The following is a 24468-nucleotide window of genomic DNA, read 5'->3' as shown; positions in this document are numbered from 1 at the left end:
AGAAAAGAGGCCCGGAACCATTCGGTGTCCGGGCCTCCTTGAAAAGAGTGCTGAAGAGATGCGCGCTATGCGCCGACTCCTCCCGGTGATGCGTGATGGCCCGTTTGCTGCAGGCCGATCGCATGGCCCATGCCGCACGCGAACGCAAGGCCCGATGTCGGGCACGCGTTGTCGATGTCGTTGGCAATGACCAGTGCTGCGTTCACGAAGAGGCTTCCGGGTGGTGGTTGTGGGTGTGTTTCGTTGTCGGATCGACGCGAGCAAATTCGCGAAGGAGGCGGACTGTAAATAATGTTTACGGCGGCGTCAACCCCTGGCCGCCAACACCGTCCCCCGGCTCTCCCCAAACCCGATGCGCGCATGCCCCGGCTTCTCGCACCAGCCGCGCAGCAGCACCGCATCGCCGTCTTCCAGAAAACCGCGCTGCTCGCCATTGGCCAGCGCCACCGGGCTTTGCGCCGCGCGTGTCAGCTCGATGATCGCGCCGGCTTCGCCCGCACCGGGCCCCGAGATCGTGCCGCTGCCGAACAGGTCGCCCGGGTTCAGGCTGCAGCCGCCCATCGTGTGGTGCGTCACCATCTGCGCGACGCTCCAGTACTGGTGCCTGAAGCTGGTGGACGACAGGCGCGACGGGCCCGTCTTCTCCTTGCGCGCCTTCTCGCTTTCGAGCCAGACCTCCAGGCGGATGTCGAGCGCGCCGCTCTCGCGGTTCTTCGCGTTCTCCAGGTACGCGAGCGGTTGGGGCTCGTTCGTTGGCCGCGTCCAGGCCTGCCGGTAGGGCGCGAGCGCTTCCATCGTCACGATCCACGGCGATATCGTGGTGGCGAAGTTCTTTGCCAGGAAGGGGCCGAGCGGCGCCATCTCCCAGAACTGAATGTCGCGCGCGGACCAGTCGTTCAGCAGGCAGATGCCGAAGATGTGTTCTTCCGCGTGCTCGAGCGCAATGGGCTCGCCCTGCGCGTTGCCCGTGCCGATCCATACGCCTAGCTCCAGCTCGTAGTCGAGCCGCGCGCAGGCCTGATACGTCGGCGCCTTCGCGCCCGGCGCCATCGCCTGCCCCATCGGCCGGTGAAAGCGCTGGCCGCTCACGCCGATGGTCGACACGCGCCCGTGGTACGCGGTCGGAATCCAGCGGAAGTTGGGCGTCACGTCGCCCTCGGGGTTGAACAGGCGCGTGATGTTCAGCGCATGGTCGATCGAGGTGTAGAAGTCGGTGTAGTCGCCGATGCGTGCGGGCACCGTGTATTCGACTTCGGCCCGCGGCACGAGGCATTCGCGCACTGCTTGCACCGTGGCGACGGGCGCGTCGTTTTTCAGCAGGTCGAAGAGCGCGTGGCGCAGCGCCTTCCACGCGCCGCCGCCGAGCGCGAAGAAGTCGTTCAGCGCGGGCAGCGCGGCCGTTCGCGCCGCATCGAGCGCAAGGCCGTCGAGCTGCTGTTGTGCGGCCAGCGCCGCAAGGTCCAGTACCTGGTCGCCGATGGCGACGCCGCCGCGAAACGCCTCGCCGCTTCCCGCGCGGCGAAACACCGCATGCGGCAGGTTCTGGATCGGAAAGTCGCTGCCCGCCCCGTTGGCCGATTCGACCCAGCTGCGTGCATTGACGTCGTGTGTGTGATTGAGTGCGCTCATGATGAAAGGGCCCTCAAGCTGAAGCCATCAGCGCGTCGTCGAAGATCGCGACCGCGCGCGTCCACCCTGCCGACGCACCGCGAATCTTGTGCGGAAAGCAGCTGATGAAGAAGCCCGTGGGCGGCAGCACTTCGAGGTTGTGCAGCTTCTCGATGTGGCAGTAGCCGATGTCGCGGCCGGCCTTGTGGCCTTCCCAGATCAGCGAGGCGTCTTGCGTCTCGCCGTACTTCTTCGCGGTGTGCACGAAGGGCGCATCCCAGCTCCATGCGTCGGTGCCCGTGAGGCGCACGCCGCGCTCCAGCAGGTACATCGTCGCCTCGTAGCCCATGCCCGCGCCGGCCGAGACGTAGTCGTTGCTGCCATAGCGCGAGCCGGCGCGCGTGTTGACCACCACGATCTCCAGCGGACTCAACGTGTGGCCGATGCGCTTGAGCTCAGCCTCGACGTCGTCGGCCGTCACCACGTAGCCGTCGGCGAAGTGCCGAAAGTCGAGCTTCACGCCCGGCTGGAAGCACCATTCGAGCGGCACGTCATGAATGGCGATGGCGGGCTTCTTCTCGCCCAGTGCCTTGTCCATGGTCGAGTGAAAGTGATAGGGCGCATCGAGATGCGTGCCGTTGTGCGTCGACAGCTGCACCAGCTCCACCGCCCAGCCTTCGCCGTCGGGCAGGTCTTCCTTCTTCAAGCCGGGGAAGAAGGGCTCGATCTGCTCGTAGGTCTGCTCGTGCGTGAAGTACTGGATCTTCGGCGCGAAGGCCGGCGGGTCGGAGAGCACGTCGTTCTCCAGGAAGATCGACAGGTCGACGAATTTGCGTGGCATGGGAACTCCTTGTGGGGGTGTTGGTGTTGGAAGAAGAAGGAATCAGGGTTGCTGCCAGCGCAACAGGCGCTTTTCGGCAAAGGCCAGCAGCGCGTTGCTCACGAAGCCGATGAGCCCGAGCAGCACGATGCCCGCGAACAGGTCGCTGGCGCGGAAGGCGCGTGCCGCCAACAGAATGGCCTGGCCCAGGCCGCTTTGCGAGGCGATCATTTCGCCCACCACCGCGACGATCAGCGCAATGGTCAGCGCGAGTCGCATGCCGGCCAGGATGTCGGGCATCGCATTGGGTAGGCCCATCTTCCAGATGTACGCGGCACGCGACATCTGCAGGCAACGCGCCACTTCCGCCAGGCGCGGCTCTACCGCCGCGAAGCCGTGCACCGTGGCCAGCAGCACCGGCCACATCGCGCCGAAGGCGACCACGAAGAGCACCATGCCGGGGTTCAGCCCGAAGATCGAAATGGCCAGCGGCAGCAGCGCCGATGCGGGCAGGGGGCGAATGAATTCGAGCGTCGGCTGCACCCACGCGCGCACCGATGGCGACACGCCAATGGCCGCGCCCAGCAGCACGCCGAAGAGCGAAGCAAGCAGCCAGCCTTCGATCATGCGGCCCACCGTGGCCTGCGTGAAGCCGAGCAGTTCGCCGTTGCCGCCACTCCCCGAAAGATTCAGCCCTTCGAGCAGGCTGGAGAAGGTAGCCTGCGGCGTCGGCAGGAACACGCGGCTGACCCAGCCCGCGTTGCTCGCGACCCACCACAGCGCGATGAGCGCCAGCAGCACGCCCAGCGAGCCGAGCCAGTTCAGACTGGTGCGATCGTTGTTGCTGCCGTTCATGACGGCACCCCCATGCCTCGCGCCACCACACGCTGCAACAACAGCATGCCTGCGTTGACCGCAAAGCCCACAACGCCGATCCACCCCAGCCAGGCGAGCATCAACGCGGGGTCGAAGCTCTGCTGCGCGATCATCATCGCGTAGCCCATGCCGTTCGGGTTGGCAGCGATCTCCACCGTCACGGCCACCACCAGCGCCACCGCCACGCCCAGCCGCAGCGCGACGAAGAGGCGCGGTACGATGGCCGGCAGCACGATCTTGAAGGCACGTTCGCGCGCCGACAGGCCCAGCACGCGGCTGACTTCGAGCAGCCGCGGCTCGATCTGCTGCACCGCGGATTGCACCAGCACCAGCAGCGGCCAGAAGGTGGCGAAGGCGACGATGGCCAGCTCCATGCGCACACCGAAGCCGAAGGTCAGCATGGCGAGCGGGATCAGCGCGACCGAAGGCACCGGGCGCAGCACCTCGATGGAGACGGAGCCCAGCTGCGCCGCGCGGCGCGAGAGGCCGAGCACCAGGCCCAATGCGATGCCGAGCACCGCGCCCAACAGCAGCCCGAGTGCCGCGGTGCCGAGCGTGAAGCCGGTGGCCTGCCAGAGCGAGCCGTCCATGGCCGCGCCGACGAAAGCCTTGGCCGCCGCACTCGGCGGCGCGAGCGCATCGCTGCCCAAGGCCGCTGCACGTCGTGCGTACCACTCGAACGCACCGACGAGCACCACCGGAAACACCCACGGCCGCAGCCAGCGGAAGAGGCGGTTTTCAGTCATGGCCCTGCTCGATGAAGGCGAACAGTTCACGCCGCAACTGCAGGTATTCCGGATGCTCCTTCGTCGTGAGCTGGTCGCGCGGCCGCGGGATCTTCACGTCAATCATCCGCGCGAGGCTCGGCCGCCCCGGTCCGGGGTTGGCCTGCAGCGCGATCACGCGGTCGCCGAGATAGATGGCCTCTTCCAGGTCGTGCGTGACGAACAGCACCGTGAGCCCGTCGTCGCGCACCAGCCGCGCGAGCTCGTCCTGCAGGCTCTGCCGCGTGAGTGCGTCGAGCGCGCCGAAGGGCTCGTCCATCATCATCAGCTCGGGCTTCTGCGCGAGGCAGCGTGCAATCTGCGCGCGCTGCTGCATGCCGCCCGACAGCTGCACCGGAAACTTCTGCGCATGTTTCGCGAGGCCGACCTTGTCGAGCACGTCGGCGATGCGCGGCGCGCGTTCGGCTGCCGGCACGCCGGCTGCTTCGAGTGCAAGGCTCACATTGCCTTCCACCGTGCGCCAGGGCAGCAGCGCGCGGCCGTAGTCCTGGAACACGAAGGCGACCTCGCGCGAAGGCTCGGTCATCTTCACGCCGTTGCGCCGCACTTCGCCCGCGCTCGCCGTGACGAGCCCGCTGGCCGCGCGCAGCAGCGTGGTCTTGCCGCAGCCGCTCGGGCCGACGATGCAGACGAACTCGCCGCGCGCCACGTCGAACGAGGTGGGCGACAGAATCTCGCGCCCGCCGAGGCGGATGGTCACGCCATCGAAGCGCAGGAAAGGGGTGGCTTGCATCGTGGGGCTGGCCGGCGAATGAAAGGCGCTCGCCGACAGCGCGGCGCGTGCGGTGACGGGGGCAGGTGCTGTGATCACTTCGCCACCAGCTTCGCCACGTCGATGCTCGTCTTGAGCATGTCCTGCTCCTTCATCAGCCCGGTCCAGTAGGCGAGCTGCTTTTCCGTCACCACGGGGCCGGGCGGCGAGATCTGCACTTTGGCCAGCACTTCGGGTGGCAGCTTGATGTACTTGCCGATGGCCGCGCGCACCTTGGCATCGTTCTTCGGCTGCTGCATGAATGCACCTGACTCGACCAGCGCTTCGCGAAATGCGCGCGCCGCCGCGGGATTCTTCGCCACCCACTCGCGCTTGGCCGCGTGCACGATGGTCTGGTTGTTCTCGGGCAGGAAGGTCGAGTAGTACGAAGCGACGTAGCCAGCGCCGCTCTCGGTGATGCGACTCATGAACGGGTCGGCCGACACCACCGCATCGACCGAGCCGCCGCGCAGCAGGTCGGCATGCTGCGGGAAGGCGGCCTCGACGAAGTTGACCTTGCGGTAGTCCACGCCGCTGTCCTTCAGCCATGCGCGGAAGGTCACGTGCAGGAAGGCGCGCAGGCCCGGCACGCCGATCTTCTTGCCAATGCAGTCTTGCGGACCCTTGATGCCCGAGCCCGCGCGCGCCACCAGGCCGAAGCCGGTGATGGTCTTCGAGGTGAGGCCTCCGCCGGCCACCAGCACCAGGTCGAGTCCGCCGTCCACCGCCTGCAGGAATACCGAGGGCGTGGGCCCGCCGATCTGCAGCGAGTCGGACTGCAGCGCCGCCGGGATCGTCGAGTTCAGCGGGATGAACTTGAGCTCGACATCGAGGCTGCGCTTCTTGAAGTAGCCCTCTTCGGCCGCCACGAACACCGAGGCGAAGTCGGTCACGGCCGTGTAGCCGAACACGACCTTCGTGCTCGACTGGGCACGCGAAGGCAGCGCGGCAGTGGCCGACACCGCGGCAAGCGCCGACAGCAGGGTGCGTCGTTTCATCATGTCTTTTGTCTCCTGGGGGTGGTTCTTGGGCGTGGCAGCGCGGCGCGCAGGCCGCCGACGATGAAGCTCACCAGCATCGGCGCCACGGCCGGGTCGGCGCGCGTGTTCTCGCCGCGCGAGAGCCGTTCGATGCGGCTGTCGTTCAGGTGGTGCAGCAGCGAGCCCAGTGCGAACTGATAGCCCCAGGCCGCCTGGCTGCGTGTGGCATGCGGCAGCGCGACATGCAACGCATCGATGTACGCCTCGGCCAATGGGTCGAAGTAGGCGCGCAGCACGCGGTCGGCTTCCTCGGTGGCGTGGTACAGCTCGCGCGCCACCAGCAGTGCGTAGTACTCGCCCTCTGAACTTGCGCGCAGCGCCAGCACGGGCGCAGTGAAGGCTTCGATGATGCGCGGCAGCGTGCGCGTGTCGTCGGGGTCGATGTTCACCGCGGCCAGCCCCGCGAGCCGCGCCTCGATGGAGTGGCCCCAGTGCTCGAAGATCGCGTGGAACAGCTCGTGCTTCTGGCCGTAGTAGTAGCCCACCAGCGCCAGCGGCACGCCCGCCTCCTCGGCAATCTGGCGGATCGTCACCACGTGGTAGCCGTGCTGCGCAAAAAGCTTCTCGGCCGCCAGCAGGATCGCCTGCTTGCGGTCGGGCCGCGCAGTCGCGATGGCGACTGCGGCGGGAGGCGGCGTCGCAGCGCGCGAGGTGCTGCGCCTTGCGGCAGGTGTGCGGGTGCTCATGGGAGCATATTGAACGCTTGTACAAAAACATTGAACACGCGTACAAACCCTGAGGTCAACCCCGATTGAGCACGGTCGTTCGCAGCGCTACGCTCGTGCCATGCCCGCTCCCAACATCCCCCAGATCCGCCTCTATCAAGACTGGCTGCGCGATACGCGCGGCCTCGTGTTCGACAGCTACGACGCCCTGTGGCGCTGGTCCGTCACCGAGCTCGACGCCTTCTGGCAGAGCATCTGGGACTACGCCCGCATCGAGTCGCCCACGCCGCACACAGCCGTGCTCGCCGAATCGCGCATGCCCGGCGCGCGCTGGTTCCCCGGCGCCCAGGTCAACTACGCCCGCGAGGTGCTGCGCCATGCCGACGTGGCCCACGCCGCAGGCATGCCCGCCATCGTGAGCGACAACGAACGCGGTGAAGTGCGCGAGATGTCGTGGCCCGAAATGCGCCGCCAGGTCGCGTCAGTCGCGCTCACGCTCAAGTCTCTTGGCGTGCAGCGCGGCGACCGCGTTGCGGCCTACATGCCCAACGTGCCCGAGACCATGGTGGCCTTTCTCGCGTGCTCCAGCATCGGCGCGATCTGGAGCGTGTGCGCGCCCGACATGGGCACCGCCGCCGTGGCCGACCGCTTCCGCCAGATCGAGCCCAAGGTGCTGATCGCCGTCGACGGCGTGCACTACGGCGGCAAGCCGCTCGACCGCAGCGCCGTGCTGCAGGAACTGCGCGGCCAGTTGCCGAGCGTGCAGAAGCTGCTGCTCGTGAAGTCACCGTACGCCACCAACGCCGTGCAGCACGACGTCGACTGGGCACAGGCCACCGACCGCAACGGTGCCGAGGTCGCAGCCTTCGAGCCCGAATGGCTGCCTTTCGATCACCCGATCTGGATCGTCTATTCGAGCGGCACCACCGGGCTGCCCAAGCCCATCGTGCACGGGCAGGGCGGCATCATCCTCACCATGCACGCCTGCGGCCTGCACAACGACGTGGGTGCGAGCTACGGCGCCAACAACTTCGGCGAGCGCTACCACTGGTACAGCTCCACCGGCTGGGTCATGTGGAACTCGCAGCTTTCGGGCATGGCCTTCGGCGCCACCATCTGCATCTACGACGGCAACCCGGCGGGCAGCAAGGAGAAGCCCGACTGGAGCGTGCTGTGGCGCTTCGTGGCGCGGCACAAGGTCACCTTCTTCGGCGCGGGCGCGGCCTACTTCACCAACTGCATGAAGGCCGGCCTCGTCGCGAAGGAATGCGGCGACCTGTCGCGCGTGCGCGCGCTAGGCAGCACCGGCTCGCCGCTGCCCGAAGAGGTGCAGCGCTGGGGCTCCAGGCAGATCCTCGATGCGGGTTCGAAGGAGGTGTGGTGGTGCAACATCTCTGGCGGCACTGACTTCTGCGGGGCCTTCGTCGGTGGCAACCGCGACCTGCCCGAAGTGCCGGGCCAGATGCAGTGCCGCGAACTGGGCCATGCCGTCGAGGCTTGGAACGAACAGGGCCAGCCGGTCATCGGCGAAGTTGGCGAGCTGGTGTGCACCAAGGCCATTCCGTCGATGCCGCTCTACTTCTGGGGCGACGAAGGCAATGCGCGCTACGTGTCGAGCTACTTCGACACCTATCCCGGCGTGTGGCGCCACGGTGACTGGATCAGGATCGGCGAGGACGGCGGCTGCATCATCTACGGCCGCAGCGACGCCACCATCAACCGCCAGGGCCTGCGCATGGGCACCAGCGAGATCTACAGCGCCGTCGAGGGCCTGCCCGAGGTGCTCGACTCGATGGTGGTCGACCTTGAATACCTGGGCCGCGACAGCTACATGCCGCTGTTCGTGGTGCTGCGCCCCGGCGTGTCGCTCGACGACGCCATGCGCATGCGGCTCAACAACGCCATCAAGACCTCGCTGTCACCGCGCTTCGTGCCCAACGACATCTTCCAGGTGGCCGAGATACCGCGCACGCTCTCGGGCAAGAAGCAGGAGCTGCCGATCAAGAAGCTGTTGCTGGGCCAGCCCATCGAGAAGGTGGTCAACCGCGAGGCGATGGCAAACCCGGGCAGCCTGGACTGGTACGTGGCCTTTGCCGCAGAGCGAGCCTCCGCATAATGACCGCATGAAAAGACGCACCAGCCTCCTCATGTTCTCGGCCATCGCCGGCGCCTCTTTGCTGAGCGCCTGTGCCGTGCCTTCTTCGCCAGCTGCAGGCGGAGGCACGCAGCTTCGCGTGAGCGGCACCGTCACCTACCGCGAACGCATCGCGCTCGACCCAGCGGCCGAAGTCGTGGTGCAGCTGCTCGACGTATCGCGCATGGACGCGCCTTCGACCGTGCTCGCCGAGCAGCGCATCAAGGCCAACGGCAAGCAGGTGCCCTTCGCCTACGAGCTGAAGGTGGATGCCGCGCGCATCGACCCGCGCATGCGCTACGCCGTGTCGGCGCGTATCTCGCGAGGCGAGCAGCTGCTGTTCATCAACGACACGCAGTATTCCGTGCTCACGCAAGGCGGCGGTGCCACCGCTGACCTGGTGCTGGTGCGCGTCGCCCAGGCTCCGCGCTAGGAAGTCATCAGCTCGTAGAGCACCATGCGCGTCTGCCGGCCGCGCAGTTCCGCCTGCTCCTCGATGCGCCGCGTGTGAAGCCGGCCGCCGAGCCCGGCGAAGGTGGTTTCCGACATCAGCGTCTGCGTGCCGAGCTGCTTGTTGAAGCCCTCGATGCGGCTCGCCACGTTGATCACGTCGCCGAACGCCGTGTACGACAGCCGGTCGTTCGAGCCCAGCACCCCCGCGATCACCGTGCCTGTGTGGATGCCCACGCGCGTGCGGAACTCGGGCAGGCCCTGTGCCGCCCACTTGCGGTTGAGATCGTCCATTTCCACGTGCAGCTCCAGCGCGGCCAGGCAGGCCTTGTATTCCGCGTCCTTCAGGTCGGAGGGCGCGCCCCACAGCACCATGATGCCGTCGCCGATGAACTTGTCGACCACGCCGCCGTGCCGCGCGAACACGCCCGTCGCCAGGTTGAAGTACTCGGTCAGCATGACCACCAGCACGTCGGTGTCGAGCGACTCCGAGATCGAGGTGAAGCCCTCCACGTCGGTGAACATCACCGTCACGCGCCGCGGTGAGCCGCTGGGTGCGAGCGTATGGCCCTCAGCGATCAGCTGGTTGATCACGTCCACCGGCACGAACTTGCTGAAGGCCTTCAGGCTGCGCGCCGAGTCGTCCAGGGCCTGGTCCAGGTGTTGGATCTCGAGCACGCGGCTCGGTTCGCGCGGCAGGTTGTCCAGCTCCAGCAGGCCGATGCGGCGCGCGATGTGCGAGAGGTTCTCCACCGGCGCTGTCACCAGCTTCGACAGCTTCAGCGACATGAACAGCGCCATCGCGAGGAAGACCAGCGCCAGCGCCAGGCCCCACAGCACCGCGCGGTGCAGGTCGCCCAGCAGCATGTCTTCGGGCACCCAGCTCACCAGCTGCCAGCCGGTGCTGGGGATGCGCGAGGCCTGCACCAGATAGCGGCGGCCTTCGTGGGTGAAGGAGAACTCGGTGTCGGTGCCCCCGCCCGCCGTGCCGTCGGCCACCATGTGCGCGTGCAATGCGCCGAGCACACCGCTGGGCGGCTGCAGCTCGTGCAGCACGCCCGGCATGTCGCTGCGCGCGAGCACGCGGAAGTCGGCGCTCAGCAGCGCGCTGTCGCCGTAGCCGTCGCTGCTGAACTGGCGCACGAACTCCGACAGCCGCCCGAGCGAGACATCGCCCGCCACCACCAGCGCCTGCGCGCTGCTGTCCGCGTAGCGGCGCTTGCTGGGCAGCGCGTAGGTCACGCCAAGCTCCTGCGCGGCGGCGAATACGTACGGCTGCGTCCAGATGGGCCCCTGTGCCTTGCATGCCTGCACGTACCAGCTGCGCTGCGTCGGGTTGTAGTTGCTGCGGAACGACTCAAGGCGCTGCGTGGCATAGCGCTGCTGCACGTCGGCTTCGGCATCCAGCGGCAGCTTGTACTGCCAGGTCTCGGTGGTGAAGCCTGCGCCACGCTCGATGTGGCGCATGGCCGGCACCGGGTAGCGCAGCGCCATCAGCATCTGGCCCTTCTCGTTGCTGACGTAGATGCTGTCGAGCTCGGGCGACTGCTGCAGCAGCGTCCAGAGCAGCTCCGCCGTTCTGTCGGAGTGCTCGCCCGCGGGCTGCAGGCTGGGGGCGGTGCCCGCCGCGTTGATGACCGACTCGGCTTTCTGAAGAAAGGCCAGCACCTTGTCTTCGGTGCGGTCATGGTTGGCTTTGTGCGCGGACACGCCGATGCGCGACACCAGCCGCTGCGAGCCCCAGTAGCCGAGCGACACCAGCAGCAGCGACTGGGCCAGCGCCACGACGCTGACGATGGTGCCCACGTCTACCCGGAAGCGGCGCGAGCGCCCGGCCGGTGCCGGTTGTGTGACAGATTTTTCGACCGACGGCTTTCCAGCCGCTTCCGGATTACCGGAAGAGTTCTTGTTGTTCATGCAGCTCCCTGACGACCAATCGAACGCACCCGCTGCAGCGAAGCCGCGGGCCGGCCTTCGGTGAGCCACGGCCCCGATCGTTGGTGTCGGGGATCCTGGTGGCGCCGGAGGCGGGCGTGATTTTCGCTCGACTTCGGCTGTCTGTGAGGTACTGAACAGCGCCGCAGTGGCTCAGGCCTGTCTAGACCGGAGTCGTTGAAGCGCGTGGAAGCGGCCTGTCAGCGCGCGTCGTGAAAGATGATGCCCAGCGTATGCCGCCGCCCCGAACGCACGCGGCTCACGCCGTGGCGCATCGTCACGCGGTAGCTGCCGCGCGTGCCGGCCACCGGCCGCTGGTTGACCGCGAAGATCACCGCCTCGCCCTGCGCGAGCGGCGCCACCTCGGCGCGCGACTGCATGCGCGGGCGCTGCTCGGTCAGCACGAACTCGCCGCCGGTGAAGTCTTCGCCCGGCTTGCTCAGCAGCACCGTGAGCTGCAGCGGGAATTGCAGGTCGCCGTACAGATCCTGGTGCAGGCAGTTGTAGTCGCCCTCGTCGTAGCGCAACAGCAGCGGGGTGGGGCGCAACTGGCCCGCCGCGTGGCAGCGCGCGAGATACGCGGCGTGGTCCGGCGGGTAGTCGGCCGGCTGGCCCATTGCCGTGGCCCATGCGTTGGCCAGCGGCGCGAGGCGTTCGTACAGCGCGCTGCGGCATGCAGCGAGCCTGGGCGGCAGCGGATTGGCGAAGTACTGGTACTCGCCTTGCCCGAAGCCGTGGCGCTGCATCACCACGCGGCTGCGAAAGCGGTGGGCTTCGTCGTACATGGCCGTGAGCGCAGCGCATTCCTCGGGGGTGAACAGCTGACCGGTGACGGCGCAGCCGCGGGTGGCGAGGTCGGCTTCGATGCGGGGCCAGTCGAGCGCGTCGATGCGGGAAGGCTTTCTTGTCATGCACCCAGTGTCCCGCCTGCGAGCCATCGAGGCTCGCCGTTTCCGGACGCGGGTTTCGATTCGCTCGGCATCACGCTGCGCTAGCGGCGCGTCAACCCTGCCGGGCCTGCTCCAGCAGCCAGTCGCTGAAGAACTTCAGCAGCGGCCGCTGATCGGCCCGCTCTGGCGTCACGAGGTAATAGTTGCGCTCGCCCGACAAGGGCCGCGCGCACGCCACCACCAGCTCGCCGCGCACCAGTTCGTCGGCCACCAGCATCGTCGGCATCAGCGCCACGCCGAGCCCGTGCGACGCGGCCGCGGCCAGTATCGAGAACAGCTCGTAGCGCGGCCCGCCGCGTGCGTTGGGCGCGTCGATCTGCTGCGCGTCGAACCACTGGCGCCAGCCGTCGGGCCGCGTGCTTTGCTGCAGCAGCGGCATCTTCGCGATGGCGGCCGGCGTCACGGCCTTGCCGCGCGGGAGCAGCGACGGGCTGCACACCGGCACCACGTCTTCGTGCATCAGCAGCAGCGCGCGTGTGCCGGCCCAGTTCTCGACCTGCGCGGGCGTGCCGGCGTACAGCGCGGCGTCGAATTCCGCGTCGGCAAAGAGAAAGGGGCGGGTGCGCGTCTCGATGTGCACCACCACGTCGGGCTGCAGCGCCGCGAAGCCGCGCAGGCGCGGCATCAGCCAGCGGGTAGCGAAGGTGGGCACGGCTGCCAATGAGAGCGAGCCGCCTTCGCCCTGGTGGGCCATGGCGTCGAGCGTGTCGCGCTCCATCGCTTCCAGCCGCTTGGTGATCTGCCGCGCATAGGCCGCGCCGCTGGCCGTCAGTGCCACGCCGTGCCGCGTGCGACGGAACAGCGCCACGCCGAGGAAGGCTTCGAGCGTGCCGATCTGGCGCGACACAGCGCTTTGCGTCAGCGCCAGTTCCTGCGCGGCGCGGGTGTAGCTCTCGTGGCGCGCGGCGGCATCGAAGCACACGAGGGTTTGCAGGGGTGGGATCTTGCGGCGCATGTATGCCTCGGGTGTATGTATGAAACCCTGGCCTCTCCAATGGGGAGGCCGATAGAACATCTTGCAAGACATTCTACAAACGCATATCTGGGTGAGGATTCATCGTTTGCGTCATGGTCCCCGCATGGCTAGCATCGGCCCCATTCCTCTCGCTTTTCCCTCTTTTCCCTTTTTCCCCTAATTTCCGGAGACAGCCACATGGCCGCCAAAGCGCAATTCCACTGGGACGACCCCCTTCTTCTCGACCAGCAACTGACCGACGAAGAACGCATGATCCGCGACGCGGCCAATGCCTACTGCCAGGAGCGCCTGGCGCCCCGCGTCATCGAAGGCTTCCGCACTGGCGAGACCGACCCCGCCATCTTTCGCGAAATGGGCGCGCTCGGACTGCTGGGCCCCACGATCCCCGAGCAGTACGGCGGCCCAGGCCTCAACTACGTGGCCTATGGCCTGATCGCCCGCGAAGTCGAGCGCGTCGACTCGGGCTACCGCTCGATGGCCAGCGTGCAGAGCTCGCTGGTGATGGTGCCGATCTTCGAATTCGGCACCGAAGCGCAAAAGCAGAAGTTCCTGCCCAAGCTCGCCACCGGCGAATGGATCGGCTGCTTCGGCCTGACCGAGCCCGACCACGGCTCCGACCCCGGCAGCATGGCCACGCGCGCCAAGAAGGTGCCGGGCGGCTACTCGCTCAGCGGCTCGAAGATGTGGATCAGCAACTCGCCCATCGCCGACGTGTTCGTGGTGTGGGCCAAGGAAGTCAGCGAAAGCGGCACGGTCGGCCCCATCCGCGGCTTCGTGCTCGAAAAGGGCATGAAGGGCCTGAGCGCTCCCGCGATCCACGGCAAGGTCGGCCTGCGCGCCAGCATCACCGGCGAGATCGTGATGGACGGTGTGTTCTGCCCCGAAGAAAACGCCTTCCCCGAAGTGCAAGGCCTCAAGGGCCCGTTCACCTGCCTGAACAGCGCCCGCTACGGCATCTCGTGGGGTGCCCTGGGCGCCGCTGAAGACTGCTGGCACCGCGCCCGCCAGTACACGCTGGACCGCAAGCAGTTCGGCCGCCCGCTCGCCGCCAACCAGCTCATCCAGAAGAAGCTGGCCGACATGCAGACCGAAATCACGCTGGGCCTGCAAGGCAGCCTGCGCCTGGGCCGCATGAAGGACGAGGGCATTGCCGCAGTCGAAATCACCTCGATCATGAAGCGCAACAACTGCGGCAAGTCGCTCGACATCGCCCGCATGGCGCGCGACATGATGGGCGGCAACGGCATCAGCGATGAGTTCGGCGTGGCCCGCCACTTGGTGAACCTCGAAGTGGTCAACACCTACGAAGGCACGCACGACATCCACGCGCTCATCCTGGGCCGCGCCATCACCGGCATCGCAGCGTTCGCGAACTGATCGAAGGCATGAGCAACAAGCCCGCAGCACTCGACGGCATCAAGGTCCTCGATCTGTCCCGCGTGCTCGCGGGCCCTTGGTGCACGCAGATCCTGGCGGACCTGGGCGCCGACGTCGTGAAGATCGAGCGCCCCGGCGTCGGCGACGACACGCGCACCTGGGGCCCCCCCTTCATCAAGGACGCGAACGGCAACGACACCGACCAGGCGAGCTACTTCACGTCCTGCAACCGCAACAAGCGCTCGGTCACGGTCGACATGGCCACGCCCGACGGGCAGGCGCTGCTCAGGCAGATGGCGGCGCAGGCCGACATCGTGGTGGAGAACTTCAAGACCGGCGGCCTCAAGCAGTACGGCCTCGACCACGAGAGCCTGCGCGCGGCCAACCCGCGCCTCATCTACTGCAGCGTGACCGGCTTCGGCCACGACGGCCCATACGCCGAGCGCGCGGGCTACGACCTGATGATCCAGGCCATGACCGGCATGATGAGCATCACCGGCCGCCCTGATGACGTACCCGGTGGCGGCCCGCTGCGCGTGGGCGTGGCGCTCACGGACCTGTTCACCGGCGTCTACGCCAGCACCGCCATCCTCGCGGCGCTGCAGGTGCGTGACCGTACCGGCGAAGGCCAGCACATCGACATGGCGCTGCTCGACGTGGGCATGGCCATCCTCGCCAACCAGGCGAGCGCATTCCTCAACACCGGCAAGGCGCCCGAGCGCCAGGGCAACACGCATCCGAGCCTCGCGCCGTATCAGGACTTTCCGACGCAAGACGGCTCGATGCTGCTGGCCATCGGCAACAACGGGCAGTTCGCGCGCTTCTGCGACGCGGCCGGCCACCCCGAGTGGGCGACCGATGCACGCTTTGCCACCAACACGCTGCGCGTGAAGCACCGCCTGGTGCTGATCCCGATGATGGAAGAACTCACGCGCACCCGCACCACGGCCGCGTGGGTCACGCTGCTCGAAGACAAGGCCGTGCCCTGCGGCCCGATCAACGACATCGCCCAGGCCTTCGACGACGCGCAGGTCAAGGCGCGCGGCCTTGCCGTGACGCTGCCGCGCGATGCGGGCGACGGCATTGCCAGCATCACCGGCGTGGCGAGCCCGCTGCGCCTGACGGCCACGCCGCCCGTGCTGCGTCATGCACCACCGGCGCTGGGGCAGCACACGCAGGAAGTGCTGGCGGAAATGGGCATCGACGCCGCCCGCTTCGACGCCCTGCGCTCGGCCGGCGTGGTCTGACAACGGAGCAGCCATGACGAGCCCGATGCGCACGCCACCGTTCTCGGTGCTGCGCATCGACCATATCGTGCTGCGCGTGAAGGACATGGAACGCGCCATCACGTTCTACCGCGACGTGCTGGGCTGCGCCATCGAGAAGCGCCGCGATGACCTGGGGCTCGTGCACCTGCGCGCCGGCGCGAGCCTGATCGATCTCGTCACACCCGACGGCCCGCTGGGCAGGCAGGGCGGGGCGCTTGCCGGCGTGGAAGGCCGCAACGTCGACCACATCTGCCTGCGCATCGAGCCTTTCGACGAATCCGCCATTCGCGCGCTGATGGCTGCCCACGGCGTAGCGGTGAACGGCGAGGTGCAGAACAACTTCGGCGCCGAGGGCAACGGCCCCTCGATCTACATCGCCGACCCCGACGGCAACACCGTCGAGCTCAAGGGCGCCCCTCGCTGACCTGCGGCTCAACCGAGCGGCCGCTTTGTACGCCAGTGTGTCTGGCCGCCCGCCGCACACACGGGCATGCAAAAGTGCGCTCCGCTCGACACATCGCGGATACAGCCGGCCGATTCAATCCATGCATCGCCATTCCGGCGAGCCTGAAAGGAATCCCCATGAGCTCCACCACCGCAAAGATCCTCTACACCGGCAAGACCCACACCACGGGCGGGCGCGACGGCGCATCGCGCAGCGATGACGGGCGCCTCGACATCCGGCTTTCGTCGCCCGGCACCTCCGGCGCGGGCACCAACCCCGAGCAGCTGTTCGCCGCCGGCTGGTCGGCCTGCTTCATCGGCGCAATGGGCAAGGCGGCCGGCGCGATGAAGATCAAGCTGCCGGCCGACCTGGCTGTCGATGCCGAGGTCGACCTGGCCAACGAAGACGGCCAGTACTTCCTGCGCGCGCGCCTGAACGTGAGCCTGCCGGGCCTCGAGCGCGAAACCGCACGCGCCGTCGTCGATGCCGCGCACCAGACCTGCCCGTACTCCAAGCTCACGCGCGGCAACATCGACGTCGAACTCAACCTGGTCTGAGCCGGGTTGTTTGCATCGGGCGGGCCCGCGCATAGACTCCGACTTCTCTGCAACCCAGGCCGGCCCCCGGGCCGGAACACGACCTATGAGCAGCAGCAGCGGAAAAGTCTTCTTCGACGTGGGCATCTCGCTCGACGGCTGCATGGCGGGCCCCAACGCCGGCCCGGGCAATCCGCTCGGCGATGGCGGCCGGGCCATGCACGGCTGGGTCTTCCAGACCGCCACCTTCCGCGAGATCCTCGGCATTCCCGGCGGTGGCGGCGAGCAGGGCACGCCCGACGACGAACGGGTGAAGCGGGTGTTCGCGCGCGCCGGCGCCTACGTGATGGGCCGCCGCATGTTCGACGAGGGCGAGGTCAGCTGGCCCGAGAACCCGCCATTCCGCGCACCCGTGTACGTGCTCACGCATTCGCCGCGCGAGCCATGGGTGCGGCTGGGCGGCACCACCTTCCACTTCGTGACCGATGGCCTCGAAAGCGCGCTGGCACAGGCCAAGGTCGCGGCCGGCGGCAAGGACGTGCGCATCTCCGGCGGCGCCGACACCGTCCGTCAATACATCAAGGCCGGACGGGTCGACGAATGCACGATCCATGTCGCGCCCAGCCTGCTGGGCGCGGGCCTGCGGCTACTGGACGGCCTTGCGCCCGAGGAGTTGAAGATGACGCCCGTGAGCGCCGAAAGCTCGGCGCTGGTGACGCACCTGGACTACCGCTTCGGCTGAGCGCCGCGGCTTCAGCTGGCCCGGCCCACGGTCGCCACCCCGAACACGATCACGCCCAACACCAGGTTCACCATCACCAGCTTGCGCACGGTGTTCAGCCGCGCGGCCGCCACCGGCCAGGCGCTTTCTTCCACCGCGCGCCGCATCGCCTTGAACACCGAGGCGCGGATGTAGACATAGATGGCGGCCATCACGATCGCGATGCTCATCATCGCTTCGATGCGCCAGTGCAGGCCGCGGAAGCCGCCTGTCGAGAGGATCATCGCCATGCCGGTCACGAACAGCAGCGTGACCGACGCGTCCACCCCTACGAAGAAGCGCCGCAGTGTCGCGGCCATCATGCGCAGGCGCAGCGGCGGCTCCAGCGTGGCGACGGCGGAAGGGCGCACCGCGAAGTGCATGGTCGCCATGCCGCCGACCCAGAAGGCGGCGCAGAGCAGGTGGATGAAAAGCGGAATGGCGTAGGACATGGGGGCCGATCAGAACACCGAAAGGGCGAGGCGCGCAACGCCGTGCCTCATGCCGCGGTGCTTCGTGCGCGCGAGGCCGCGCGCTTCTCCGCTTTCTCCGGCTTCTCCTTGCTGGCGGCCGAATCGGCATACCGCCGCATGTCCGCCACCACGCACCGCAGCAATTCGGCCGCGGCCGGCGACAGCATGCGCCCGTGCCGCGACACGATGTGCGAGCGCCCTTGCGACAGAAGCGGGTTCTTCATCGGCAGCTCGATCAGTTCCGGGTTGGTGGCGTTCGGCGTGAGCGAGATGCGCGTGCCCAGCGCGTAGCCCAGCCCGGCAGACACGAAGTGGCCGAGCGCGCTGAACGAGGTGGTGGTCAACAGCGATGGCAGCCGCACGCCTTCGCTGACCTCGGCCGCCTCGATGTGCTGGCGCACGCCGAAGTTGCGGTGCAGCGTGGCGCCCGGGTAGGGCAGCAGGTCGGCCAGCTTCAGCGGACGGCCCAGCCGCGCGAGCGGGTGCGTGGCCAGCACCAGCGCCTGGATCGGCTGCGAGTGCGACTGGTGGGAGGTGAGCCGATCGTCCTTCGGCGGCTGGAACAGCATGCCGATGTGGGCGCGCTCTTCGATCACGCGCTGCACGATCTCGTCGGTGCTCGCCACGTCGAGGTCGATGGTGATCTTCGGGTGCGTGGTCATGAAGTTGCGCAGGCTGTGGCGCATGAGCCAATCGACGTATCCCTCGCCCGCCACGATGTCGATGTGGCCGCGCTCGATCTTGCGGATGCTGTCCATCTGCGCCATCAGGTGCTGCTTCTGGCTGTTCTGGCGCCGCACGTAGCCGGCCAGCATCTCGCCCGCGTCGGTGGGCACCACGCCGCGGCCGTGGCGCTCCAGCAGCGGCACGCCGCATTCCTGCTCGAGGATGCCGATGGCGCGGCTCACGGCCGAGGGGTCCATGTCGAGCACGTCGGCGGCGCCGCGCACCGAGCCGCTGTCGAGCACCTGCATGAAGTAGCGCACGCGGCGCGTGTCGAGCTTGTCGTCCATGGCCCGGTCTCCTGAAGTTCGTGACGAGTGTTGCATTCGATGCATCGAATATCCCAATTTACGGTCATTGATGCAATAGACCTACAAGCAGAAACTCGCCGGCACCCCGCAGGTACTGCGCCACGAAAAGACGCCCCACACATGACCTCTGCCGCTTCCGTTCTTGCAGCCGCCGCGCCCTCCAGCGCCTCCGGAAAACTCAGGCTCGCGCTCGTCACGCTGGCCATCGTGGCCGTGGCCGAGCTCATCGGCCCGGTGCAGTTCAGCGTCGGCCCGGGCAAGGTGGCGCTGCTGCCGATGCTGTGGGCGCTGCTGATCGCGGCTGCGTGGGGCATCGCGCACAGCCGTGTGCCGGGCGTGGCGCGGGTGGCGACCGCCGAGCAGTCGTTTGCCGGCGGCCTGCTGAATGCGGGCCTGCTGCTGTTCGTGGTGAAGCTGGGCCTCACGGTCGGCGCCGCGCTGCCGCAGGTCAAGCAGGCCGGCTGGGCGCTGCTGTTCCAGGAGTTCGGCCATGCGCTGGGTACGCTGGCCCTCGGCTTGCCGCTGGCGCTGCTGCTGGGCATCAAGCGCGAAGCCGTGGGCGCCACCTTCTCGGTGGGCCGCGAGGGCAACCTCGTGATCATCGGAGAGAAGTACGGCATGGCCTCGCCTGAAGGCCGCGGCGTGCTGGCCGAGTACATCACCGGCACGGTGCTGGGCGCGCTCTTCATCGCGGTGCTGGCGGGCTTCATTGCCAGCCTGCACATCTTCGATCCGCGCTCGTTGGCCATGGGCGCCGGCGTGGGCTCGGGCAGCCTGATGGCCGCCGCGCTGGGCGCCATCGCCGCGCAGCAGCCGGCCGAGATGCTGCCGCAGCTCACCGCCATCGCTGCCGCGTCGAACCTGTTGACCACCGTGGCGGGCTTCTACTTCACGCTGTTCCTGTCGCTGCCGCTGTGTTCGTGGCTCTACGGCAAGCTGGAGCCGGTGCTGGGCCGCTTCTCGAAGCGCGGCGCGCAGGACTCGGCAGGCACGGGCGCCATGTCGCAGGTCAGCGTGGCGCATGGCGGTGCCTTGCCACTGCGCGACACGCTCATCGCCTGGGCGGTGGTGGGCGGCGGCGTGCTCATCGGCAATTCGCTGACCTACAAGGTGCCGATGCTGGTGTCGCTCGAAGGCATGGCTGCCGTGGTGGCGATCGCGTTGGTGGTCGAGGGCATCAAGCGCCTCATGCCGCGCCTGCCGATGGTGCTGGTGCTGTCGGTGGTGGCCACGGTGGTGGGCATTCCGGGGCTGTTTCCGTTCTCCGACGCGCTCATCGCCATCACCGCCAAGCTCAACTTCCTCGCCTTCACGACGCCGGTGCTGGCGCTGGCCGGTTTCTCCGTCGCGAAGGATCTGCCGGTGTTCCGCCAGCTGGGCTGGCGCATCGTGGTGGTGTCGCTCACCGCCACGGCTGGCACCTTCCTCGGTGCGACCCTCATCGCCGAATTCTTCCACTGACAACCCACGAGAGAACTGCCATGTACCGCGACCCCGACATCGACGAAGACACCCGCGCCCGCATGCTGAGCTGGCGCCGCGACATCCACGCCAACCCCGAGACCGCCTTCGAGGAACACCGCACCGCCAACGTCGTCGCCAACGCGCTGATGCTGATGGGCCTGACGGTGCATCGCGGCCTGGCCGGCACCGGCGTGGTCGGCACGCTGAAGAACGGCGAGGGCCCGAGCATCGCGCTGCGCGCCGACCTCGACGCGCTCAACATGCAGGAGCTGGGCACGCAAGCGCACGCCTCCAAGTGCGCCGGCAAGATGCACGCCTGCGGCCATGACGGCCACACCGCCATGCTGCTCGGCGCGGCCGAGCACCTGTCGCGCCACAAGCCCTTCAAGGGCACGGTGCACTTCGTGTTCCAGCCCGCCGAGGAAAACGAGGGCGGCGGCCGCGTGATGGTGGAAGAGGGCCTGTTCGAGCAGTTCCCGGCCGACGCCGTCTACGGCATGCACAACTTTCCGGCCCTGCCGCGTGGCCGGTTCGCGATCCGCAAGGGCACGATGACGGCCTTTCTCGACACCTTCGAGATCGTCATTACTGGCAAGGGCAGCCACGGCGCCATGCCCGAGACCGGCATCGATTCGGTGGTTGTCTCGGCCCAGCTGGTGAACGCACTGCAGACCATCGTGAGCCGCCGCACCGGCGCGACCGATTCGGCCGTGGTGAGCGTCACGCAAATCCACGGTGGCGACACCTGGAACGTGATCCCTGAAACCGTAGTGCTGCGCGGCACCGTGCGCACGCTCGACCCCGTCATTCAAGACCAGACTCAGGCCGCCATGCAGCAGATCTGCGACGGCGTTGCGGTCACGCACGGCGCCAGGGTGGCGCTCGACTACCGCCGCGGCTATCCCGGCGTGGTCAACACGCCTGCCGAGACCGACGCCGCCATCGCCGCTGCGGCCAGCTTGGTCGAGCGCGAGCAGGTGCACACCGACATCCCGCCCGCCATGGGCTCGGAAGACTTCGCCTTCATGCTGCAGAAGCGCCCGGGAGCCTACATCGGCATTGGCGCGGGTGAGGGCCCGAACGACCCGAACGTGCACAACCCGTACTACGACTTCAACGACGCCATCCTGCCGCTGGGTGCCGCCTACTGGGTGGCGCTGGTCAAACAGCAGCTGCCGGCATCAACGGACGAGAGCATGATGCGCTGATGCTCTCCGCCTTCGACATTTTCAAGATCGGCATCGGCCCGTCCAGTTCGCACACCGTCGGGCCCATGCGCGCGGCGCTGCTGTTCGCGCAGTCGCTCGAGCGGCGCGGCGTGCTCGCGCAAGTGGCGCGGCTGCATGTGGATCTGTTCGGCTCGCTCGGCGCCACTGGCCACGGCCACGCGACCGACCAGGGCGTGATCCTCGGGCTCTTCGGCGACGCGCCCGACACGGTGCGGCCCGAGACCGTGCAGCCGCGGCTCGAAGCGCTTCGCCGCACCGGCCAGCTGAGCCTGCTGGGCACCACGCCCATCGCATTCGACCGCGTGCGCGACATCGCCTTTCGCGGCGAAGAGTCGCTGCCCGAACACCCCAACGCCATGCGCTTCACGGCCTTCGCGGCCGATGGCGGCACGCTGGCCGAGGGCACGTACTTCTCGGTCGGCGGCGGCTTCGTCGTCGAAGGCGGGCAGGCCGTGGCCGCGACGGTGGCGGCTGCTTCCGCCGTGCCGCATCCCTTCACCACCGGCGACGAACTCATGGCGCAATGCCATGACAGCGGCCTGTCGGTGGCCGCGCTGGTCATGCGCAACGAATGCGTGTGGCGGCCCGAAGCCGAGGTGCGCAGCGGCCTGCTGCGCATCTGGGGCGTGATGCAGCAGTGCGTGCAGCGCGGCTTCGGCATTGACAACCCGTTGGCCGCGCATGCGTTGCCCGGCCCGCTGCGCATGCGCCGCCGCGCCCCCGAGCTGAACCGCGAGTTGCTGGCGCAAGCCGGTGCGGCCGACCCGCTCGCGGTGATGGACTGGGTCAATGCCTTCGCCATGGCGGTGAACGAGGAAAACGCAGCCGGCGGCCGCGTGGTCACCGCGCCCACGAACGGCGCTGCCGGCGTGGTGCCCGCGGTAATGCACTACTACCAGCGCTTCGTGCCGCAGGCGAGCGACGAAGGCATCGTCGACTTCCTGCTCACCGCGGCGGCCATCGGCATGCTCTACAAGACCAACGCATCGATCTCGGGCGCCGAGGTTGGCTGCCAGGGCGAAGTCGGCGTTGCCTGCTCGATGGCAGCCGGCGCGCTGGCCGCGGTGCTCGGCGCCACGCCGGCGCAGGTCGAGAACGCGGCCGAGATCGGCATGGAGCACAACCTCGGCCTGACCTGCGACCCGGTCGGCGGCATGGTGCAGATCCCCTGCGTGGAACGCAACGCGATGGGCGCCGTGAAGGCCATCAACGCGGCGCGCATGGCGCTGCGAGGCAACGGCAGCCACTACGTGTCGCTCGACGCCGTGATCCGCACCATGAAGCAGACCGGCGAGGACATGAAGTCGACCTACAAGGAAACCTCGCTCGGCGGCCTCGCGGTGAACGTGGTGGAGTGCTGAGCGCGCCGAAGCTCAGGGCACGAACATGTCCCACGGCTCCTTGCCCGTCGGCAGCCGGGGCCGCGCGGTGAGCGAAGCCAGCGGCTCGCCGGCCTCGAAGCGCGCGGCCAGCGCTTCGGGGTCGAACACCACGCCCATGAAGTTCTCGGCATAGGCGCCGCTGGCAAAGAAGGCGCTGACTTCCTCGGCTGTTTCGAACACGTCGTGCTGCAACTCCAGCCGGTGGCCGTCGGGGTCGCGGTAATACATCGAGATGGTCGGCCCGTGGTTGATGCACCAGTAGGGCCGGATGCCGCGCGCGGCCAGGCGGCGATGGTTGGCCAGCAACTCGCCGAGCGAGCCGTAGGTGAAGGCGATGTGCTCCAGGCCCGTGCTCGCATCGGCTTCGTGTTTCAGCTCCGGTCCTGCGATCAGGCCGATGCGGTGGTGCTCGTCGTCGTAGGTCAGGAAGCACAGCATCTCGTTCTCGAACGCGGCATGGGCCTGCAGCACGTCGAGGTACCAGGCGCGCGAACGTGCCAGGTCGCTCACGCGCAGCACCACGTGCGCCAGCTTGACGGGGCTCAGCGCGGTGCGCGTGAAGTCGGGTAGCGGGCGCACTGGGCGCACCGGGCTTGCGATGTCGTTCATGGGTGTCTCCTTCTTTCTTTGGGGGCGCAACGCTCAGTCAGCAGGCTCGGCCACCACACGGTTCTCGATGTGGCCGATGCCTTCGATCTCCACGCGCACCACGTCGCCCGGCACCAGATAGCACGGCGGCTCCATCAGCCCGCCCACGCCCGCGGGGCTGCCGGTGCTCAGCACGTCGCCCGGCTCCAGTGTGAAGGCGGTGCTCAGTTCGACCAGCATGGCCTCAATGCGGTGGATCATCTGCGCGGTGTTGCCGTCCTGCCGCAGCTCGCCGTTGACCCAGGTGCGCAGCCGCAGCGCATGCGGGTCGGCAATCTCGTCGCGCGTCACCAGCCAGGGCCCGAAGGGGCCGTGCGTGTCGAAGGACTTGCCCAGCGTGTGCGTGGGCGCGCGCATCTGCCAGTCGCGCACGCTCATGTCGTTGACCACCACGTAGCCCGCGACCATGGCCATCGCGTCTTCCGTGCGCACGTGGCGGCAGCGCCTGCCGATGACCACGCCGAGTTCGCCCTCGTAGTCGAACTGGTCGGACACGCGGGGCTTGTGCACCGCGTCGAAGGGGCCGGCCACGCACGACACCTGCTTGTTGAACCACACCTGGCCCGGCGCCCGCACGAGCCCCAGCTTCGCGGCCTCTTCCAGGTGCGAGGCGTAGTTGCCGCCGAGCCCCAGGAACTTCTGCGGCGCGGGAATGGGCGCCGCCAGCCGCACGCCGGCCAGTGCCACGCGGGGTGCTTCCGCCAGCACGGCGTGCAGCCACGCCATGCCTTCGTCGCCGCGCGCGAGGAGTTCGCGCAGCCCGCGCGGCGCGCCGGGCTGCTCCGTCAGGTCGGCGATTTCCTCATTTCGGACCACGCCGAAGCGAAGGGTGTCGCGGTGGTGGAAGCTGGCGAGTTTCATG

Annotated in this window: 25 protein-coding genes; 10 read left to right on the top strand and 15 right to left on the bottom strand. The window is 68.1% G+C overall.

The genetic code is table 11. The features are described 5' to 3' along the window. Window positions 1-65: 65 nt before the first annotated feature. The 8 genes from NWF24_RS31640 to NWF24_RS31605 all read right to left on the bottom strand — a co-directional run bounded on the left by NWF24_RS31640 (window position 66) and on the right by NWF24_RS31605 (window position 6566). Complete coding sequence (locus NWF24_RS31640) at window positions 66-206, bottom strand: hypothetical protein (protein WP_258351978.1); 141 nt, start codon at window positions 204-206, stop codon at window positions 66-68. Window positions 207-306: 100 nt separating this feature from the next. Next, window positions 307-1629 (bottom strand): fumarylacetoacetase, encoded by a 1323-nt coding sequence (fahA, locus tag NWF24_RS31635; RefSeq protein WP_258351977.1) that lies wholly within the window; start codon window positions 1627-1629, stop codon window positions 307-309. 13 nt (window positions 1630-1642) lie between these two features. Further along, on the bottom strand, window positions 1643-2449 hold the full coding sequence (locus NWF24_RS31630; RefSeq protein WP_258351976.1) for a cyclase family protein: 807 nt from the start codon (window positions 2447-2449) through the stop codon (window positions 1643-1645). 42 nt (window positions 2450-2491) lie between these two features. Continuing rightward, window positions 2492-3283 carry an ABC transporter permease gene (locus NWF24_RS31625; RefSeq protein WP_258351975.1) on the bottom strand — a complete coding sequence of 264 codons (792 nt, stop codon included), beginning with the start codon at window positions 3281-3283 and terminating at the stop codon, window positions 2492-2494. Further along, a complete protein-coding gene (locus tag NWF24_RS31620) occupies window positions 3280-4050 on the bottom strand; it encodes an ABC transporter permease (protein WP_258351974.1) in 771 nt (256 codons plus the stop codon). The genes NWF24_RS31625 and NWF24_RS31620 overlap by 4 nt, the downstream gene beginning before the upstream one ends. Continuing rightward, on the bottom strand, window positions 4043-4900 hold the full coding sequence (locus tag NWF24_RS31615) for an ABC transporter ATP-binding protein (protein WP_258351973.1): 858 nt from the start codon (window positions 4898-4900) through the stop codon (window positions 4043-4045). The genes NWF24_RS31620 and NWF24_RS31615 overlap by 8 nt, the downstream gene beginning before the upstream one ends. Further along, complete coding sequence (locus tag NWF24_RS31610; protein ID WP_258351972.1) at window positions 4897-5841, bottom strand: ABC transporter substrate-binding protein; 945 nt, start codon at window positions 5839-5841, stop codon at window positions 4897-4899. Before NWF24_RS31610 ends, NWF24_RS31615 begins: the two co-directional genes overlap by 4 nt. Then, the gene (locus NWF24_RS31605; protein ID WP_258351971.1) at window positions 5838-6566 is read right to left on the bottom strand and encodes a TetR/AcrR family transcriptional regulator; all 729 of its coding nucleotides are present in this window, start codon (window positions 6564-6566) and stop codon (window positions 5838-5840) included. The genes NWF24_RS31610 and NWF24_RS31605 overlap by 4 nt, the downstream gene beginning before the upstream one ends. Before the next feature lie 100 nt (window positions 6567-6666). Between NWF24_RS31605 and NWF24_RS31600 the strand changes: the two genes are divergently transcribed. Together NWF24_RS31600 and NWF24_RS31595 are read left to right on the top strand one after the other, a co-directional pair. Next, a complete protein-coding gene (locus NWF24_RS31600; protein WP_258351970.1) occupies window positions 6667-8661 on the top strand; it encodes an acetoacetate--CoA ligase in 1995 nt (664 codons plus the stop codon). A 7-nt stretch (window positions 8662-8668) separates the two neighbouring features. Beyond that, on the top strand, window positions 8669-9112 hold the full coding sequence (locus NWF24_RS31595; protein WP_258351969.1) for a YbaY family lipoprotein: 444 nt from the start codon (window positions 8669-8671) through the stop codon (window positions 9110-9112). On the opposite strand, the gene NWF24_RS31590 is transcribed toward NWF24_RS31595, so the two are convergent. The 3 genes from NWF24_RS31590 to NWF24_RS31580 all read right to left on the bottom strand — a co-directional run bounded on the left by NWF24_RS31590 (window position 9109) and on the right by NWF24_RS31580 (window position 12969). Beyond that, the gene (locus NWF24_RS31590; protein ID WP_258351968.1) at window positions 9109-11046 is read right to left on the bottom strand and encodes an adenylate/guanylate cyclase domain-containing protein; all 1938 of its coding nucleotides are present in this window, start codon (window positions 11044-11046) and stop codon (window positions 9109-9111) included. The genes NWF24_RS31595 and NWF24_RS31590 overlap by 4 nt on opposite strands. 218 nt (window positions 11047-11264) lie before the next feature. Beyond that, on the bottom strand, window positions 11265-11975 hold the full coding sequence (locus NWF24_RS31585; protein ID WP_258351967.1) for a 2OG-Fe(II) oxygenase: 711 nt from the start codon (window positions 11973-11975) through the stop codon (window positions 11265-11267). A 91-nt stretch (window positions 11976-12066) separates the two neighbouring features. Next, a complete protein-coding gene (locus NWF24_RS31580) occupies window positions 12067-12969 on the bottom strand; it encodes a LysR substrate-binding domain-containing protein (protein ID WP_258351966.1) in 903 nt (300 codons plus the stop codon). Window positions 12970-13167: 198 nt separating this feature from the next. Here NWF24_RS31580 and NWF24_RS31575 point away from each other — a divergent pair, with 198 nt between their 5' ends. The 5 genes from NWF24_RS31575 (at window position 13168) to NWF24_RS31555 (ending at window position 17358) form a co-directional block, all read left to right on the top strand. Further along, the gene (locus NWF24_RS31575; RefSeq protein ID WP_258351965.1) at window positions 13168-14367 is read left to right on the top strand and encodes an acyl-CoA dehydrogenase; all 1200 of its coding nucleotides are present in this window, start codon (window positions 13168-13170) and stop codon (window positions 14365-14367) included. An 8-nt stretch (window positions 14368-14375) separates the two neighbouring features. Next, window positions 14376-15614, top strand: a complete 1239-nt coding sequence (locus NWF24_RS31570; RefSeq protein ID WP_258351963.1) for a CaiB/BaiF CoA transferase family protein — start codon at window positions 14376-14378, stop codon at window positions 15612-15614. 13 nt (window positions 15615-15627) lie between these two features. Then, window positions 15628-16059: a VOC family protein gene (locus NWF24_RS31565; RefSeq protein WP_258351962.1), complete on the top strand. Its 432-nt coding sequence runs from the start codon at window positions 15628-15630 to the stop codon at window positions 16057-16059. A gap of 158 nt (window positions 16060-16217) precedes the next feature. After that, window positions 16218-16637: an organic hydroperoxide resistance protein gene (locus NWF24_RS31560; RefSeq protein ID WP_093057033.1), complete on the top strand. Its 420-nt coding sequence runs from the start codon at window positions 16218-16220 to the stop codon at window positions 16635-16637. 85 nt (window positions 16638-16722) lie between these two features. Continuing rightward, complete coding sequence (locus tag NWF24_RS31555) at window positions 16723-17358, top strand: dihydrofolate reductase family protein (RefSeq protein WP_258351961.1); 636 nt, start codon at window positions 16723-16725, stop codon at window positions 17356-17358. Between the two features lie 11 nt (window positions 17359-17369). Here NWF24_RS31555 and NWF24_RS31550 read toward each other — a convergent pair whose 3' ends face one another. Together NWF24_RS31550 and NWF24_RS31545 are read right to left on the bottom strand one after the other, a co-directional pair. Beyond that, entirely contained in the window at window positions 17370-17828 is a 459-nt protein-coding gene (locus NWF24_RS31550; protein WP_258351960.1) for a CopD family protein, read from the bottom strand. Window positions 17829-17875: 47 nt separating this feature from the next. Next, entirely contained in the window at window positions 17876-18862 is a 987-nt protein-coding gene (locus NWF24_RS31545; RefSeq protein ID WP_258351959.1) for a LysR family transcriptional regulator, read from the bottom strand. Window positions 18863-19003: 141 nt separating this feature from the next. Between NWF24_RS31545 and NWF24_RS31540 the strand changes: the two genes are divergently transcribed. The 3 genes from NWF24_RS31540 to NWF24_RS31530 are packed head-to-tail and all read left to right on the top strand — an operon-like array spanning window position 19004 to window position 22937. Continuing rightward, window positions 19004-20344, top strand: coding sequence for a DUF3100 domain-containing protein (locus tag NWF24_RS31540; RefSeq protein WP_258351958.1), 1341 nt, complete (start codon window positions 19004-19006; stop codon window positions 20342-20344). A gap of 20 nt (window positions 20345-20364) precedes the next feature. Next, the gene (locus NWF24_RS31535; RefSeq protein WP_258351957.1) at window positions 20365-21555 is read left to right on the top strand and encodes a M20 aminoacylase family protein; all 1191 of its coding nucleotides are present in this window, start codon (window positions 20365-20367) and stop codon (window positions 21553-21555) included. Continuing rightward, window positions 21552-22937, top strand: a complete 1386-nt coding sequence (locus NWF24_RS31530; RefSeq protein ID WP_258355388.1) for an L-serine ammonia-lyase — start codon at window positions 21552-21554, stop codon at window positions 22935-22937. Before NWF24_RS31535 ends, NWF24_RS31530 begins: the two co-directional genes overlap by 4 nt. A gap of 12 nt (window positions 22938-22949) precedes the next feature. On the opposite strand, the gene NWF24_RS31525 is transcribed toward NWF24_RS31530, so the two are convergent. Continuing rightward, complete coding sequence (locus NWF24_RS31525) at window positions 22950-23567, bottom strand: VOC family protein (protein ID WP_258351956.1); 618 nt, start codon at window positions 23565-23567, stop codon at window positions 22950-22952. Between the two features lie 33 nt (window positions 23568-23600). Further along, complete coding sequence (locus NWF24_RS31520) at window positions 23601-24467, bottom strand: fumarylacetoacetate hydrolase family protein (RefSeq protein ID WP_258351955.1); 867 nt, start codon at window positions 24465-24467, stop codon at window positions 23601-23603. Window position 24468 lies beyond the last annotated feature (1 nt).

The sequence above is a fragment of the Variovorax paradoxus genome, from assembly GCF_024734665.1.
Classification (GTDB): domain Bacteria; phylum Pseudomonadota; class Gammaproteobacteria; order Burkholderiales; family Burkholderiaceae_C; genus Variovorax.
Note: the sequence above shows the minus strand (reverse complement) of the source record. Positions and strands in the feature narration are given on the sequence as shown.

What these genes read in the sequence shown, in the direction of transcription:
- fahA (WP_258351977.1), bottom strand. Translation starts at nt 1,629, where the DNA reads ATGAGCGCACTCAATCACACACACGACGTCAATGCACGCAGCTGGGTC.
- NWF24_RS31630 (WP_258351976.1), bottom strand. Translation starts at nt 2,449, where the DNA reads ATGCCACGCAAATTCGTCGACCTGTCGATCTTCCTGGAGAACGACGTG.
- NWF24_RS31625 (WP_258351975.1), bottom strand. Translation starts at nt 3,283, where the DNA reads ATGAACGGCAGCAACAACGATCGCACCAGTCTGAACTGGCTCGGCTCG.
- NWF24_RS31620 (WP_258351974.1), bottom strand. Translation starts at nt 4,050, where the DNA reads ATGACTGAAAACCGCCTCTTCCGCTGGCTGCGGCCGTGGGTGTTTCCG.
- NWF24_RS31610 (WP_258351972.1), bottom strand. Translation starts at nt 5,841, where the DNA reads ATGATGAAACGACGCACCCTGCTGTCGGCGCTTGCCGCGGTGTCGGCC.
- NWF24_RS31605 (WP_258351971.1), bottom strand. Translation starts at nt 6,566, where the DNA reads ATGAGCACCCGCACACCTGCCGCAAGGCGCAGCACCTCGCGCGCTGCG.
- NWF24_RS31600 (WP_258351970.1), top strand. Translation starts at nt 6,667, where the DNA reads ATGCCCGCTCCCAACATCCCCCAGATCCGCCTCTATCAAGACTGGCTG.
- NWF24_RS31595 (WP_258351969.1), top strand. Translation starts at nt 8,669, where the DNA reads ATGAAAAGACGCACCAGCCTCCTCATGTTCTCGGCCATCGCCGGCGCC.
- NWF24_RS31590 (WP_258351968.1), bottom strand. Translation starts at nt 11,046, where the DNA reads ATGAACAACAAGAACTCTTCCGGTAATCCGGAAGCGGCTGGAAAGCCG.
- NWF24_RS31585 (WP_258351967.1), bottom strand. Translation starts at nt 11,975, where the DNA reads ATGACAAGAAAGCCTTCCCGCATCGACGCGCTCGACTGGCCCCGCATC.
- NWF24_RS31580 (WP_258351966.1), bottom strand. Translation starts at nt 12,969, where the DNA reads ATGCGCCGCAAGATCCCACCCCTGCAAACCCTCGTGTGCTTCGATGCC.
- NWF24_RS31575 (WP_258351965.1), top strand. Translation starts at nt 13,168, where the DNA reads ATGGCCGCCAAAGCGCAATTCCACTGGGACGACCCCCTTCTTCTCGAC.
- NWF24_RS31570 (WP_258351963.1), top strand. Translation starts at nt 14,376, where the DNA reads ATGAGCAACAAGCCCGCAGCACTCGACGGCATCAAGGTCCTCGATCTG.
- NWF24_RS31565 (WP_258351962.1), top strand. Translation starts at nt 15,628, where the DNA reads ATGACGAGCCCGATGCGCACGCCACCGTTCTCGGTGCTGCGCATCGAC.
- NWF24_RS31560 (WP_093057033.1), top strand. Translation starts at nt 16,218, where the DNA reads ATGAGCTCCACCACCGCAAAGATCCTCTACACCGGCAAGACCCACACC.
- NWF24_RS31555 (WP_258351961.1), top strand. Translation starts at nt 16,723, where the DNA reads ATGAGCAGCAGCAGCGGAAAAGTCTTCTTCGACGTGGGCATCTCGCTC.
- NWF24_RS31550 (WP_258351960.1), bottom strand. Translation starts at nt 17,828, where the DNA reads ATGTCCTACGCCATTCCGCTTTTCATCCACCTGCTCTGCGCCGCCTTC.
- NWF24_RS31545 (WP_258351959.1), bottom strand. Translation starts at nt 18,862, where the DNA reads ATGGACGACAAGCTCGACACGCGCCGCGTGCGCTACTTCATGCAGGTG.
- NWF24_RS31540 (WP_258351958.1), top strand. Translation starts at nt 19,004, where the DNA reads ATGACCTCTGCCGCTTCCGTTCTTGCAGCCGCCGCGCCCTCCAGCGCC.
- NWF24_RS31535 (WP_258351957.1), top strand. Translation starts at nt 20,365, where the DNA reads ATGTACCGCGACCCCGACATCGACGAAGACACCCGCGCCCGCATGCTG.
- NWF24_RS31525 (WP_258351956.1), bottom strand. Translation starts at nt 23,567, where the DNA reads ATGAACGACATCGCAAGCCCGGTGCGCCCAGTGCGCCCGCTACCCGAC.
- NWF24_RS31520 (WP_258351955.1), bottom strand. Translation starts at nt 24,467, where the DNA reads ATGAAACTCGCCAGCTTCCACCACCGCGACACCCTTCGCTTCGGCGTG.